13 protein-coding genes are annotated in these 13,392 nt (G+C 69.7%); 5 read left to right on the forward strand and 8 right to left on the reverse strand.

Going from position 1 to position 13,392, the window contains the following annotated elements; all coding sequences use genetic code 11:
• Nucleotides 1-38: 38 nt before the first annotated feature.
• Entirely contained in the window at nucleotides 39-971 is a 933-nt protein-coding gene (gene tcmP, locus AC1RSI_RS16505) for a three-Cys-motif partner protein TcmP (protein WP_447941584.1), read from the reverse strand.
• A 313-nt stretch (nucleotides 972-1,284) separates the two neighbouring features.
• On the opposite strand from tcmP, the gene AC1RSI_RS16510 reads away from it, so the two are divergent.
• The 4 genes from AC1RSI_RS16510 (at nucleotide 1,285) to AC1RSI_RS16525 (ending at nucleotide 4,804) form a co-directional block, all read left to right on the forward strand.
• The gene (locus AC1RSI_RS16510; protein ID WP_154727028.1) at nucleotides 1,285-2,064 is read left to right on the forward strand and encodes an SDR family oxidoreductase; all 780 of its coding nucleotides are present in this window, start codon (nucleotides 1,285-1,287) and stop codon (nucleotides 2,062-2,064) included.
• A 3-nt stretch (nucleotides 2,065-2,067) separates the two neighbouring features.
• The gene (gene folB, locus AC1RSI_RS16515) at nucleotides 2,068-2,466 is read left to right on the forward strand and encodes a dihydroneopterin aldolase (protein ID WP_008259843.1); all 399 of its coding nucleotides are present in this window, start codon (nucleotides 2,068-2,070) and stop codon (nucleotides 2,464-2,466) included.
• A 72-nt stretch (nucleotides 2,467-2,538) separates the two neighbouring features.
• Nucleotides 2,539-3,627: an undecaprenyldiphospho-muramoylpentapeptide beta-N-acetylglucosaminyltransferase gene (murG, locus tag AC1RSI_RS16520; protein WP_154727027.1), complete on the forward strand. Its 1,089-nt coding sequence runs from the start codon at nucleotides 2,539-2,541 to the stop codon at nucleotides 3,625-3,627.
• 55 nt (nucleotides 3,628-3,682) lie between these two features.
• Nucleotides 3,683-4,804 (forward strand): mechanosensitive ion channel family protein, encoded by a 1,122-nt coding sequence (locus AC1RSI_RS16525; protein WP_154727026.1) that lies wholly within the window; start codon nucleotides 3,683-3,685, stop codon nucleotides 4,802-4,804.
• Here AC1RSI_RS16525 and AC1RSI_RS16530 read toward each other — a convergent pair.
• From AC1RSI_RS16530 to AC1RSI_RS16555, 6 genes are all read right to left on the reverse strand, one after another.
• Nucleotides 4,801-5,148: an endonuclease domain-containing protein gene (locus AC1RSI_RS16530; RefSeq protein WP_492322703.1), complete on the reverse strand. Its 348-nt coding sequence runs from the start codon at nucleotides 5,146-5,148 to the stop codon at nucleotides 4,801-4,803. The genes AC1RSI_RS16525 and AC1RSI_RS16530 overlap by 4 nt on opposite strands.
• Nucleotides 5,149-5,257: 109 nt before the next feature.
• Nucleotides 5,258-5,683, reverse strand: a complete 426-nt coding sequence (locus tag AC1RSI_RS16535) for a surface-adhesin E family protein (RefSeq protein WP_291753500.1) — start codon at nucleotides 5,681-5,683, stop codon at nucleotides 5,258-5,260.
• Nucleotides 5,680-9,117 (reverse strand): AAA family ATPase, encoded by a 3,438-nt coding sequence (locus AC1RSI_RS16540; RefSeq protein ID WP_154726946.1) that lies wholly within the window; start codon nucleotides 9,115-9,117, stop codon nucleotides 5,680-5,682. The genes AC1RSI_RS16535 and AC1RSI_RS16540 overlap by 4 nt, the downstream gene beginning before the upstream one ends.
• Before the next feature lie 12 nt (nucleotides 9,118-9,129).
• On the reverse strand, nucleotides 9,130-9,732 hold the full coding sequence (locus AC1RSI_RS16545; protein WP_008261295.1) for a thioredoxin domain-containing protein: 603 nt from the start codon (nucleotides 9,730-9,732) through the stop codon (nucleotides 9,130-9,132).
• A gap of 3 nt (nucleotides 9,733-9,735) precedes the next feature.
• On the reverse strand, nucleotides 9,736-10,383 hold the full coding sequence (locus AC1RSI_RS16550; protein ID WP_008261078.1) for a DsbA family protein: 648 nt from the start codon (nucleotides 10,381-10,383) through the stop codon (nucleotides 9,736-9,738).
• A gap of 95 nt (nucleotides 10,384-10,478) precedes the next feature.
• Nucleotides 10,479-11,030 (reverse strand): DUF721 domain-containing protein, encoded by a 552-nt coding sequence (locus AC1RSI_RS16555; protein ID WP_008261212.1) that lies wholly within the window; start codon nucleotides 11,028-11,030, stop codon nucleotides 10,479-10,481.
• Between the two features lie 21 nt (nucleotides 11,031-11,051).
• Here AC1RSI_RS16555 and mutY point away from each other — a divergent pair, with 21 nt between their 5' ends.
• On the forward strand, nucleotides 11,052-12,086 hold the full coding sequence (mutY, locus tag AC1RSI_RS16560; RefSeq protein ID WP_154726948.1) for an A/G-specific adenine glycosylase: 1,035 nt from the start codon (nucleotides 11,052-11,054) through the stop codon (nucleotides 12,084-12,086).
• A 9-nt stretch (nucleotides 12,087-12,095) separates the two neighbouring features.
• Here mutY and AC1RSI_RS16565 read toward each other — a convergent pair whose 3' ends face one another.
• Entirely contained in the window at nucleotides 12,096-13,205 is a 1,110-nt protein-coding gene (locus AC1RSI_RS16565; protein ID WP_230307741.1) for a site-specific DNA-methyltransferase, read from the reverse strand.
• Between the last annotated feature and the right edge of the window lie 187 nt (nucleotides 13,206-13,392).

Genomic DNA, 13,392 nt, shown 5'->3' on the forward strand with positions numbered 1-13,392 from the left:
AGAGGTCGCTCATATCCAGTCTCCTTACAGAGCCTGAATCAGATCGAGCACATCACATCAATGGGTCCTGAGCCTAGCTTGAGCATGTCTCGAATTCCGTTCTTTGCAAGCTGAACGGCGGCAGGTGCGTCATTCGCAATTGCCACGAACAGAGAGAACTTCTGTAGATTTCCGTCACCTAAGGCTATGGGCGGCGATACGAACGCAAAATTTCGCTCAAGCCTACGTTTGAACCACGCCTCGATCTCTACGCGAGTCACCTTGCGTCGACGTTGAGTGTCAACGTGGCCGAAGACGTCCTGATCTTGACGATCCGTATAGAACTCCTCTCGCCAATCTGGGCCACCTAGGACGGCATCTAGTCGATCTTGTTTCCACTGATCGACAGCGCGGTAGTCGTGGGCCAACTGCCGAGTAACTGCCTCAAGCGGGAACAGATAGAAGACGTCCACCCGCTTGCACGCAGCCAGTTGCTCAAGCGTACTGTAGCTCACCTGCATGCCGTATGGGTCTAGGAACACAATGCCACGCTGAAGGCCTCTGCCGCGTTCTGGCTTTCTCCATTCCTCGCTATCAAGGATTGCGGGGAGCGCCGTGTTCGCATCGCCCTGGACACAGCGGACTCTAGAGTCTTTCATTTCCAGTGCTTGAAGGGCGGCAAACCTCTTGGCGTCAGGCTCAATAAAGACCAAATGCTTGAATGGTGGCTGGGTGGCCATTGCGCGCTTGGCCGAGCCATCCAGTTGTACTGTCGTCCAATCGATGGGCGCGCCCTCAAAAAGGCCGCCTGTCTCTACGGTCTCTGTCCGTTCACCACTCCCGGCGAATGCGTCGATGTACCAGAGATCAAAGCGATATGAAGCGCCTGGCTTCCCGCGCAGAGCCGCCGTGTAGAATTGCTGATAATAGCTGATGGCCTGAAGCTTTCGCTCGGTCCACGCTCCGCCAAATTTGTGCTCGGCCCCGCTCACCATTACTCCGATTCAGTCGGCCGACTTATGTTCGGCTAACCGTAACGGTGACACGTCAACGGGCGGTTGTGTAGCCACTGTCTCGACTGCGGTGGAGGTCGGCTTGGCTTCGGCAACGGACATCCGAGTTGTTAAGGCATTCCGCCCCACCTATCCGTCATCCCGCTCCTCCCCAAATCCGCTCCCGCTTGAACCGCGCCCCGGACCGCTCTAATCGAAGATCAGACACAGGAGCATCCCATGCTGGCTCTCGGCATCATCTTCGGCTTCGTCGCCGTCATTGCGGCGTTCAACGTCTTCGAGTTCGGTCGGGTTGACTGAAGTCCCGGCTGCGCCCGCCGCCGGCGTCGCCCCGGCGCGGGGCGTCGCCCTGGTCACGGGCGGGGCGCGGCGGATCGGGCGGGAGATCTGCCTGACCCTGGCGCGGGCGGGCTTCGACGTGGCGATTCATCATCATGCGTCGGGCGAGGACGCCCGGACCCTGGCCGAGGCCGTCGCGGGCCTGGGGCGGCGGGCCTGTCTGTTGCAGGCGGACCTGACGGACGAGGCCAAGGTGCGGGCGCTGGTTCCGGCGGCGGTCGAGGCGCTGGGGCCTTTGACGGTGCTGGTCAACAACGCCTCTGTGTTCGAGGACGACCGGGTCGGCGGCCTGACGCGCGACAGCTGGGACCGGCATATCGAGACCAATCTGCGGGCGCCCCTGGTGCTGGCCGAGGCCTTCGCCGCCCAGGCTGTGGAAGGGGCGATCATCAATCTGCTGGACCAGAAGGTGCTGAAGCCGGATCCGCGCTTCTTCTCCTACAGCCTGTCGCGCAACGGCCTGTGGTGGGCGACCCGGACCCTGGCCCAGGCCCTGGCGCCGGGCATCCGGGTCAATGGGGTGGGGCCGGGGCCGACCCTGCCGTCGATCCACCAGACCTCCGAGGAATTCGCCGCCGAGGCGCGCGGCACCCTGTTGCAGACGCCCGGCAGCCCGCAGGCGGTGGCCGAGGCCGTGCTGTGGCTCATTGACGCGCGGATGGTCACGGGCCAGATGATCGCCGTCGACGGGGGCCAGCACCTGGCCTGGCGCACCCCCGACATCCAGGAGTAGCGCGTGGTCCAGTCCTCTCAGGTGACGCCGTTTCCGGCGGACGAGCCGCTGCGTTTCGAGCGGCTGAGCGTCTTCGTGCGCGGGCTGGAGGTCGAGGCCGGGATCGGGGTCTATGACCATGAGCAGGGGCGGCTGCAGCGGCTGGTGATCGATGTGACGCTGGAGCTGGAGCCGCGGCCGATCGAACGGCTGGGCGACACCATCAACTATGAGACCGTGGCCAATGCGGCGCGCGCCATCGCCGCCGAGGGGCATGTGGGCCTGGTCGAGACCTTTGCCGAACGGCTGGCGCGGGCCTGTCTGGAGGACCGGCGGGTGCGGCGGGCGACCGTGCGGATCGAGAAGCCAGGCGCCCTTCAGGCCGTGATCGCGCCGGGCTGCGAGATCGTTCTGGCGCGCTAGAGCGTCGGTGATCCCGCTCCCTGTCGTCCGGGTTTCGGACTATTCAGACGGTGTTTTTCGGAGACCGCACCCATGACCCAGCTCTGCGTCGTCGCCGCCGGCGGCACCGGCGGCCACATGTTCCCGGCCGAGGCCCTGGCGCGTGAACTGGCCGCGCGCGGCTGGCGCGTGGTGCTGGCGACCGATCATCGCGGCGAGCAGTACGCCCACGCCTTTCCGGCCGAGGAACGTCTGGCCCTGGACGCGGCGACCGGATCGGGTCCGCTGGGCCTGATCAAGGCGGGCGTCGCCATCTTCAAGGGGGTGATGCAGGCGCGCGCGGCCTTCGATCGGCTGGGGGCGGACGTGGTGGTGGGCTTCGGCGGCTATCCGTCGGCGCCGGCCCTGGTGGCGGCGGTGACGTCGCAGCGGCCGACCGTGATCCACGAACAGAACGCCGTCCTGGGCCGCACCAACCGCATCCTGGCCCCCTATGTCGGCGAAGTGGCCTCGTCCTTCCCGACGCTGGAGCGGGCGCCGGCCAAGGTGCAGGGGCGGTCGCACGTCGTCGGCTCGCCGGTGCGGAGCGAGATCCGCGCCCTGTTCGACCGCGCCTATGCCGCCCCGGTCGACGGCGGCCCCATCCAGGTGCTGGTGACGGGCGGCAGCCAGGGGGCGCGCATCCTGTCGGAGACCACGCCCCGCGCCCTGGCCGCCCTGCCGGAAGCCCTGCGCCGTCGTCTGAAGGTGCAGCAGCAGTCGCGGCCCGAGACGCTGGAGACCGCCCGCCAGATCTATCTGGAGGCCGGGATCGAGGCCGAGGTCGCGCCCTTCTTCCGCGACATGGCCGAGCGTCTGTCCAAGGCGCATCTGGTCGTCGGCCGTTCGGGCGCCTCGACCTGCGCCGAACTGGCCGTCGCGGCCCTGCCGTCGGTGCTGATTCCGCTGAAGATCGCCATGGACGACCACCAGCGCCTGAACGCCAAGGCCCTGGTCGACGCCGGGGCGGCGGAGATGGTGCTGGAGGATGATCTGACGGTTCAGGGCCTGACGGTGACGCTGGAGGGACTGCTGTCCGACCCGGGGCGTCTGGCGGCCATGTCGGCGGCGGCGCGTTCGGTCGCCATCCCCGATGCGGCGCAGCGCCTGGCCGATCTGGTGGAGAAGACGGCGAGGGGCTGAACCCCGTTCGCCAAGCTTTGCGGGAACCCATTCGGCGTCAATGCGTCCCTTACGCATGCCTCCTGAAATCACCGCCCTGACCCGCCAGATTCATGACCTGTGGCGCCGGTTCGACTGGCTGCCCGAATGGGCCGTGATCGTGCTGGTGACGGCCGGCTTCGTCGCAGGCGGATGGGTGGCGCACAAGATCGTCTTCATGATCCTGCGGCGGGTGGTGAAGAACCGCGACGTCTTCTGGCGCGGCGTGGTCGAGCGGGCGCGCAAGAAGCTGCGGGTCATGATGATCCTGATCGGCATCGGCATCGGCGTGACCGTCTCGCCGATGGATCCCGCGCCGTCGGCCGACATCCGCGAAGTGCTGCGTTTCCTGTTCGTCCTGACCCTGGGCTGGCTGGCCTCGGGCCTGCTGGACATGTGGTCGGTGATGCACCTGAAGCGGTACAATATCGCCGTCGAGGACAATCTGCTCGCCCGCAAACACCTGACCCAGACCCGCATCCTGCAACGGGTGGCCAAGGTGATCCTGTTCATCGTCACCGTGGGCCTGGCCCTGATGACCATCGCCGGCTTCCGCCAGTGGGGCGTCAGCCTGCTGGCCTCGGCGGGCGTGGTCGGCATCATCGCCGGTCTGGCCCTGCAGCCGATCCTGACGAACATGGTCGCGGGCATCCAGATCGCCCTGACCCAGCCGATCCGCCTGGACGACGCCGTCATCGTCGAGAACGAGTGGGGCAATGTCGAGGAGATCACCGCCACCTATGTGGTGGTCAAGCTGTGGGACTGGCGGCGGATGGTCCTGCCCCTGTCCTACTTCATCTCGACGCCGTTCCAGAACTGGACGCGAGAGAACGCCCGCCTGATCGGCTCGGCCTTCTTCTACGTCGATTACGAAGCCCCGATCGACCGGCTGCGCACGGCGTTCGAGGGCATCGTCAAGGCGTCCAAGCTGTGGGACGGCGACGTCCAGGTGATGCAGGTGACCGACATCACCGCACGAGTGCTTCAGGTCCGCTGCCTGGCCAGCGCCCGCTCCGCCGGCGTCGCCTTCGACCTGCGCTGCGAGATCCGCGAGAAACTGATGGCCTTCATGCGCGACGAATGCCGCGAAGCCCTGCCGCGCGACCGGCTGGAATGGCCGCAGGGGGAGGAGCGGCCGGTCAGTCCTTCAGCCCTTTAGTCTCCCTCCCCGTCCCGGGGAGGGGGGCCGCGCAGCGGCCGGGTGGGGGCGGCCGCCTCAAGCTCGCGTAAGATGAAGTCCACAACATCTGTCAGGCGATCCCTGACATCGACGGCCGGGATGCGAAGCGTCTTCAACCCCACCTGCAACAGGGCGTCGTCGCGTCGTCGATCCCAGTCGCTGCGCCCCTCGTGCGAACCGCCATCGACTTCAACCACCAGTCCTCGCGAGAGGCAGACGAAGTCGAGATAATAGCCAAGCAGGGGGTGCTGGCGTCGAAAGTGAAAGCCCTGTGCGCGCAGGCGACGCAGCGACAGCCAAAGCCGCGCTTCCGGCGGGCTCATGGATTTTCGCATGGCTCTGGCCTTGGCAATCCTGGCCATTCTGGGCCGCCCCCACCCGGTCTCGCTGCGCTCGACCACCCTCCCCTGAAGGGGAGGGAGAGGCAAGGGGTCAATCCTTCAGCGCGGCTTGACCCTGAAGGATCGCTTCGTCCAGCCTGAGGGTCTCGCGAGCAGCAGCCTCCCCGCACGCCACGGCCATCAGTTCCGCCGCGTCTCCGCCCGGCGCGGCTTCATAGGGCGGGGCGGGGTCGGGCGTCGCCGGGCCTTCGGTTCTGTCGGCTTTCAAGGACGCGAAGTCGAGCCGGTCCGCCGTGCCGGCGCGGCAATCGAAGGCCCAGCGCGACCAGCCGCCGACATAGGTCACGTCCCCGACCTTGAACCCGGCCTCCGTGACCTGAAGCTCGCGCATATGGGCCACGTCGCCCGTGCGTTCGATGGAGGCGACATCGGCATAGATGGCGAAACGGCCGACGCCGGTCGGGACCAGTTCAGGATCTGTCCCAGTCAGCAGGAAGGCCAGCAGCAGGGGGATCATGCGACCAGCTTCTCCGCCTGGTGCAGGTCCACGCTGACCAGCTGGCTCATGCCGCGCTCGGGCATGGTGACGCCGTACAGGCGGTCCATCCGGCTCATGGTGACGGGGTTGTGGGTGATGACGATGAAGCGGGTGTCCGTGCGGGACCGCATCTCGTGCAGCATCTTGCAGAACCGATCGACGTTGGCGTCGTCCAGCGGGGCGTCCACCTCGTCCAGCACGCAGACGGGGGCGGGGTTGGCCAGGAAGACGCCGAAGATCAGGGCCGCCGCCGTCAGGGCCTGTTCGCCGCCGCTCATCAGGCTCATGACCGACAGCCGCTTGCCGGGCGGGCAGGCGTAGATCTCCAGGCCCGCCTCCAGCGGATCGTCGCTCTCGACCAGTTTCAGCTCGGCCTGGCCGCCGTCGAACAGGGCCTCGAACAGGGCCTTGAAGTTGGCGTTGATGACGTCGAAGGCGGCGACCAGCCGTTCGCGGCCCTCGGCGTTCAGTTCGTCGATGCCGTCGCGCAGCTTGGCGATGGCCTGGGTCAGGTCGATCCGCTCAGACTTCATGCTGTTCAGCCGGTCGCCGTATTCGGTCGCCTCGTCCTCGGCCCGCAGGTTGACGGCGCCCAGGGCCTCGCGTTCGCGCTCCAGCCCGTACAGCAGGCTCTCGGCGCCGGCGGCGTCGGGCGGGCGGGCCACGGCCTCGTCGGTCAGCTTGCGGGCCAGGTCTTCCGGCGACATCTGGGCGGTTTCGCGGACGGTGGTCTCGGCTTCGGTCAGCTTCTCGGCCGCGGCATCGGCGCGGGCGGCGAGACCGGCGCGGGCTTCGCGGGCCTGGGAGGCGGCGGCGTCGGCGGCGCGGGCGGCGCGATCAGCCTCGCTTGCAGCAGTCTCGGCCGTGGCCATGGCGTCGGACGAGGCCTGTTTGCGCTGTTCGGCGGCGGTCAGGGTGTCGAGCAGCCTGGTGCGCTGTTCCGCGAAACCCTGGGGCGCGACCTCGGCCTGTTTCAGCTGGGCGGAGGTTCGCTCGGCGTCCGTGGTCAGGGCGGCGACCCGGGCGCCGCTGTCCCTGGATCGGGCGATCCAGCCGTCGCGGGCGCGGGTCAGGCCGCCCAGGCGTTGTTCGCGGCCCTGGCGGTCGCGGGCCTCGGCGTCGCGATCGGAGCGGGCGGTCTGGGCGGCGATGCGGGCGGCGTCGGCGCCGGCGCGGGCGGCGGTCAGATCGTCCCGCAGGCCGGCCAGGGTTTCCGACGGGGCCTCGACCGTCTGTGCGGCGGCCAGGGCGGCTTCGGCCTCGGCCACCTCGGCCGCCAGACGCGCCAGGGCCTCATCCAGAGCCTGGGCGCGGGCCTCGCGGCGGGTCTGGTCGCGGGTCAGGCTTTCGACGCGGTCGCGGGCGGCGGTCACGGCCTTGTCGAGGGCGAAGGGTCTGAGGCGGGCGGTCTTCACCGCCTCCTCGGCGGCGCGGAAGGCGTCGGCGGCGGCTTTTTGCGCGGCCTGGGCCTGCTCCAGCGTGGGCTTGCCCTTGTCGATCTCGGTTTCCAGCTCGGCCAGGCGGGTGCGCTGGGCCAGACGGACTGCGGCGGGGCGGGGCGCCTCGGCGCGGCTGACGAAACCGTCCCAGCGATAGAGGTCGCCCTCGGGCGTGGCCAGACGGGCGCCGACGGGCAGGGTGCGAGCGAGATAGGCCGCCTGGGCGCGAGGGGCGACGCCGCACAGAACCAGGCGGGCGGCCAACTGCTCGGGCGCCTGGACGTGGTCGGACAGGGGCTCCACCCCCGCGGGCCAGACCGGCGGGTGGGGATCGGCCCCGCCCCAGTAGGCGGCGGCGCGGGCGTCCAGGGCCGCGTCGAGGTCTTCGCCCAGGGCGGCGGCCAGGGCGGCCTCGTAGCCCCGGTCGGCGCGGACCTTGTCGAGGGCGGGGGGATGGTCGCGCTTGCCGCCGACCAGCAGCTGGGCCAGGCCGCGCGCCTCGGTCTGGAGCCGGCCCAACCGGTCCTCGGCGGCCCGGGCGGCGGTGCGGGCCTCTTGCTCGGCGCGGGCGAGGTCGCCGCGTTTGGCCTCAGCGGCCTCGACGGCTTCGCGGGCGGCGGACAGTTCGGTCTGGGCCGTCTCCAGCGCCTGACGGGCGGCCTCCAGCTCGGGCGTTTCCAGCGGGCCCAGGGCGTCGCGTTCGCGCTGCGCCTGATCCCGCTGGGCGGCGACGCGGGTGAGGCGGGTCTCGGCGTCTCGGCGGCGGGCGGCCTCGGCGTTGGCGCGGGCCTCGACGGCGGCGAGGGCGGCGGCCAGGCGTTCGACCTCGGCGTCGGCGGCCTTGCGGGCCTCTTCGGCGGCGGCCAGGGCCTTGTCGAGTTCGGGGCCGCGTTCGGGGGCGGCGGCGATCTCGGCCTGGAGCCGGGTCAGTTCCTGGTCCAGCCGGTCCAGTTCGCGCCGGGCGTCGGCGGCCATATTGGTCTCGCGCTCGGCGTCGGCGGCGATGCGGGCGGCCTCGGCCTTGAGACGGTCCACCTCGGCGCGGGCGGCCTGTTCGGCCATGTCGAGCCGGTCGCGCTCCAGGCTGGCTCGGTGCAGCAGGGCGGAGGCGACGGCGTCCTCCTCCCGCGCCGGCTTCAGCGCCTCTTGGGCGGCGAGGGCGGCGGTCTGGGCGGCGGCGGCGGCGGTCGTCGTTTCCGCCACCGCGCGGTCGGCGGCGCGCAGTTCCTCGGCGGCGGTCTCGGCCGCCAGTCTGGCGTCGTTCCAGCGGACGTAGAGGAGCGCCGACTGGAGGGCGCGGATCTCGGCGGAGATCTTCTTGTACTTCTCGGCCTGGCGGGCTTCGCGCCTCAGCCGGTTCAGCGCCGTCTCCAGCTCGCGGCCGATGTCGTCAAGGCGTTCCAGATTGGTCTCGGCCGCCTTCAGGCGCAGTTCGGCCTCGTGGCGGCGGGTGTGCAGGCCGGCGACGCCGCCCGCCTCTTCCAGGATGCGGCGGCGGTTCTGGGGTTTGGCGGCGATCAGTTCCGAGATCTGGCCCTGGCGGACCAGGGCGGGGGAGTTGGCGCCGGTCGAGGCGTCGGCGAACAGCAGCTGGACGTCGCGGGCGCGGACCTCCTTGCCGTTGATCCGGTAGGTCGAGCCCTGGCCCCGGTCGATGCGGCGCGACACCTCCAGCACCGGGCTGTCGGTGAAGGGCTGGGGGGCGCGGCGCTGGGCGTTGTCGATGGTCAGGCTGACTTCGGCGTGACTGCGCGGCGGGCGGCCGGCGGCGCCGGCGAAGATGACGTCGTCCATGCCCTGACCGCGCATGGCCTTGGCCGAGTTGGCGCCCATGACCCAGCGCAGGCTTTCAAGGACGTTGGACTTGCCGCAGCCGTTGGGGCCGACGACGCCGGTCAGGCCGGATTCGATGTGCACTTCCGCCGGATCGACGAACGACTTGAAGCCGACGAGCCGGAGGCGCTGAAACTGCATCGGTCCTGGCGGTTACCGGCGCAGCAGCGGATCGACGGCGGCCGACAGGGCCTCCAGCGAGTGGTCGGCGACGGGCTTGCCGTTGACGAAGAAACTGGGGGTGCCCGCCACGCCGGCCTCCTGCGCGCCTTCGATCTGGGCCTGGAGCGCGGCGCCGGTCGCGGGATCGCCGAGGCAGGTCTCGATCTGTTCGCGCGTCTTGCCGCTGGCGGCCAGGCCGGCGTCGAACCAGGGCTTGGCGCCGGTGGTGCGCAGATTGGCCTGGTCGCGCATGAAGACCTCGGCCACGTCGAAATAGCGGCCGGGCGCGGCGCAGATGGCCACGGCCGCAGCAGCGGCGGCGACATTGGCCGGGGCGGTCGGCAGGTTGCGATGGACCAGCCGGACCTTGCCCGTGTCGATATAGCGGGCCTTGAAGGCCGGCAGAACGTCGTTGTGGAAGTCGGCGCAGTGCGAGCAGGTGAAGCTGGCGTATTCGATCACCGTCACCGGCGCGTCGGCCCGACCCAGCACATGATCCTGGGCCGTCACGGGCGGCGGGGGCTCGGCGGCGAAGGCCGGCCCCGCCAGTGTGGCGGTCAGGAGGGCGAGGGTGAGGACGGCGCGCCGGATCATGGCTTATTTCGCCAGTTCGGCGTCGATGGCCGTCGACAGGTCGGCCAGGCTGGCGCCTTCGCCGCCGGGGGTGATGACCTGGGTGTCGTTGACGTAGAAGGCCGGGGTGCCGGTCACGCCCTGGGCCTGGGCGAACTGGACGCGCTTCTCCATGGCGGCGACGGCCTCCTTGTCGGTGACGCAGTCGTTGAACTGCTGCTCGGACAGGCCGGCGGCCTGGGCCGTGCGCAGCAGCCAGTCGCGCGGCGACGAGGTCAGCATTTCCTGCTGGGTGGCCATCAGCTGGTGGATGACGTCGAAATACTTGTCCGGACCGGCGCAGCGGGCGACCAGGAAGCCGGCGGTGGCGGCGTCGACCGGCGGGGTCGGCAGTTCGCGGAAGATGTAGCGGACCTTGTTGGTGTCGACGTACTTGGCCTTGAACGCCGGCCAGGTCTTGGCCTGCCACACGGCGCAGTGGGGGCAGGTGACGGAGGCGTATTCGACCACGGTGACCTTGGCGCCTTCCGCCGCGCCCAGGCCCATGTCGCCCTCGGCCGCGCCCTTGGAGCCGCCGGCGCCGCAGGCGGCCAGGGCCATGGTCGCCATGGCGGCGCCGGTGATGGCCGCACGGCGGCTCATGCGGGCGAAACGGGTTTCGAAATTGGCCATTGGACTTCCTTGGTCGGAGCGTTGCCGGATGATCGCGCGATTCCCGGGGAACAGCGCAACCTTGATCATTCGAGAACAGGTGCGGCGAAGATTTGTCAATCGCGGTCGTTCGAGCGTGACAGGGTGGCGCGGCCCAGGCGGGCCAGGGCGGCGCGGAGTTCGTCGGGAACGTCGGCGATGGAGGCGGCCAGATCGGCCTCGGCCTCGGCGGCCAGGGGCGGGGGCTTGGCGGCGCGCTTGGGGCGGGCGGCGGCCTCGGTCAGGGGTTTGACCGGGCCCTGGGCGATGCGGAGGCGATCGACTGAACCGGCGCCGAGGAACAGGTTCACGCGGGCCAGGATGTCTTCGGACTGATGCTGGACCAGAAGGGCGGCGGCGCCGGCGACGCGCAGCTCCAGCACGCCGGGCTGGCCGGCCTTGCCCTTGGTCAGCTTCTGGGGGCGGGTGACGCGGGCCAGGCGGTCGCCGACGATCTCGCGCCAGCGGGGCTCCAGCGCGCCGGCGCCGCGGCCGAATTTCTCGTCCAGCTTCTTGATCAGCGGCGTCAGGGCCTTGCCGGCGCGCGGGGCCGGGCGCGGCGCCGGGCGGGTGCGGCGGCGCGACAGGATCTCGCGGACCTCGGCGTCTGTGGGCAGCGGGCGGCGCATGGGCCTATATAGCGCCATCTCATGCTCGACGTCTCTCTGATCCGTTCCGAATTGCTGGCCTGGTACGACCGGCATGCGCGCAGTCTGGCGTGGCGCGCGCCGCCGGGGGTGGAGGCGCGGACCGATCCCTATCGGGTCTGGCTGTCGGAGGTGATGCTGCAGCAGACCACGACGCCGCATGCGACGCCGTATTTCCAGAGCTTCACCGCCCGCTGGCCGACGGTGTCGGACTTGGCGGGGGCCGAGGACGGCGAGGTGATGGCCGCCTGGGCGGGGCTGGGCTACTACGCCCGGGCTCGCAATCTGCTGGCCTGCGCCCGGGCGGTGGCGGGCGAGCATGGGGGCGTGTTTCCGGATACGGAGGCGGGCTTGCTGGCCCTGCCGGGGGTGGGCGCCTATACGGCCGCGGCCGTGGCGGCCATCGCCTTTGATCGCCCGGCCAATGTGGTGGACGGCAATGTCGAGCGGGTCATGGCGCGGCTGTTCGCGGTCGAGACCCCGGTTCCGGCGGCGCGGCCCGCGCTGAGGCGGTTGGCGGGGCTGTTCGTGACGGACGAGCGGCCGGGCGATTGGGCTCAGGCGCTGATGGATCTGGGGGCGACGGTGTGTCGGCCCAAGTCGCCGCTGTGCGGCCAGTGTCCGGCGGCGGACCAGTGTCTGGGTCTGGCGAGCGGAGCGCCGGAGCGGTTTCCGGTAAAACTGAAGAAGGCGGAGCGGCCGCATCGTCGGGGCGTGGCCTTCGTCATGATCGACGGCGAAGGGCGGGTGGCGCTGGAGCGGCGGCCGGACAAGGGGTTGCTGGGCGGGATGCTCGGCTTGCCGACGTCGGACTGGGGCGCCGCGCCGGATCCGACGCCGCCGGTCGCCGCCGACTGGCGCGAGGCGGGGGCGGTCGAGCATGTCTTCACCCATTTCAGCCTGACCCTGACGGTGCGGGTCGCCCATGTCAGGCCGGCCGGCGACTATCAGTGGCTGGGGCTGGACGCGGCGCGGGCCGCCTTGCCCACCGTCTTCGCCAAGGCGCTGGATCGAGCCGGCGAACCGGCCCTGATCTGAACCCGTCTCCTATTGCATCCCGGCGCGGACCTCGGCGCGGAGGGCGTCGATGGATTTCAGGCCCTGGTCGGTCTTGAAGCGCCAGTAGGTCCAGCCGTTGCAGGCGGGGGCGTTCTCGAACAGGGCGCCCAGCTTGTGGATCGAGCCGGTCAGGGAGCCGGACACCAGCGAGCCGTCGGCGCGGACGCGGGCCTCGCGCTCGCCCTTGGGGCAGTACAGACGGTCGCCGGGGTGCAACAGGCCGGCTTCGACCAGGGCGCCGAAGGGCACCTTGGGCTCGGCGCGCTTGGAGCCCATGACCATCAGGTCTTCGGGATTGGCGGGAATGACCGAGGCGATGCGGGTCTGGGCCACCTCGGCGTAGGTCTCGTCACGCTCGATGCCGATGTAGTGGCGACCCAGGCGTTTGGCGGCGGCGCCGGTGGTGCCGGTGCCGAAGAAGGGATCCAGCACGACGTCGCCGGGGCGGGTGGCCGACAGCAGCACGCGGTGCAGCAGGGCCTCGGGCTTCTGGGTCGGATGAGCCTTCTTGCCGTCGGCGTCCTTGATCCGCTCTTCGCCGGTGCACAGGGCGAAGGTCCAGTCGGACCGCATCTGGGTGTCTTCGTTGAAGGCCTTCAGGGCGTCGTAGTTGAAGGTGTAGCGTTTCTGCTCGCGCGAGCGGGCGGCCCAGATCAGGGTCTCATGGGCGTTGGTGAACCGGGTGCCCTTGAAGTTCGGCATCGGGTTGGACTTGCGCCAGATGATGTCGTTCAGCACCCAGAAGCCCAGGTCCTGGATCGCCGCGCCCAGGCGGAAGACATTGTGATAGGAGCCGATCACCCAGATCGAGCCCTCGGGCTTCAGCACGCGGCGGCATTCGGTCAGCCAGGCGCGGGTGAAGGTGTCGTATTCGGCGAAACTGTCGAACTTGTCCCAGTCGTCGTCGACGGCGTCGACCTTGGAATTGTCGGGACGCAGCAGGTCGCCGCCCAGCTGGAGATTATAGGGCGGGTCGGCGAAGACCATGTCGACCGAGGCGTCGGGCAGGCTTTTCAGCACGGCGATGCAATCGCCACGGTGAATGACGTCCTTGGCCAGGGTGGGCTTATCCAGGGTGGGGAGCTTCAGATCGGACATGCAACGCGGCCTCGGAACAGTGAGACGGGCATGGTGAATCCTTACGGTTAAGGCAGTGTTGATTCCGGGGTTTTCTTTGCGCGCCGGACGCGGGCGAGCGGAGGCGCCGACGCGCTTTCGCTGCGAAGTTCGGAGGGCTGGGCGGGGCGCCGGGCCTTCGCCCGGAGTTTGATCTAGAAATACCGTT

The sequence above is a fragment of the Brevundimonas sp. GW821-FHT10E09 genome, assembly GCF_058809375.1.

Excerpts from the sequence above, each read along its gene's own strand:
- murG (WP_154727027.1), top strand. The coding sequence starts at position 2,539 with ATGACCCAGCTCTGCGTCGTCGCCGCCGGCGGCACCGGCGGCCACATG.
- AC1RSI_RS16525 (WP_154727026.1), top strand. The coding sequence starts at position 3,683 with ATGCCTCCTGAAATCACCGCCCTGACCCGCCAGATTCATGACCTGTGG.
- AC1RSI_RS16530 (WP_492322703.1), bottom strand. The coding sequence starts at position 5,148 with ATGAGCCCGCCGGAAGCGCGGCTTTGGCTGTCGCTGCGTCGCCTGCGC.
- AC1RSI_RS16535 (WP_291753500.1), bottom strand. The coding sequence starts at position 5,683 with ATGATCCCCCTGCTGCTGGCCTTCCTGCTGACTGGGACAGATCCTGAA.
- AC1RSI_RS16540 (WP_154726946.1), bottom strand. The coding sequence starts at position 9,117 with ATGCAGTTTCAGCGCCTCCGGCTCGTCGGCTTCAAGTCGTTCGTCGAT.
- AC1RSI_RS16545 (WP_008261295.1), bottom strand. The coding sequence starts at position 9,732 with ATGATCCGGCGCGCCGTCCTCACCCTCGCCCTCCTGACCGCCACACTG.
- AC1RSI_RS16550 (WP_008261078.1), bottom strand. The coding sequence starts at position 10,383 with ATGGCCAATTTCGAAACCCGTTTCGCCCGCATGAGCCGCCGTGCGGCC.
- AC1RSI_RS16555 (WP_008261212.1), bottom strand. The coding sequence starts at position 11,030 with ATGCGCCGCCCGCTGCCCACAGACGCCGAGGTCCGCGAGATCCTGTCG.
- mutY (WP_154726948.1), top strand. The coding sequence starts at position 11,052 with ATGCTCGACGTCTCTCTGATCCGTTCCGAATTGCTGGCCTGGTACGAC.
- AC1RSI_RS16565 (WP_230307741.1), bottom strand. The coding sequence starts at position 13,205 with ATGTCCGATCTGAAGCTCCCCACCCTGGATAAGCCCACCCTGGCCAAG.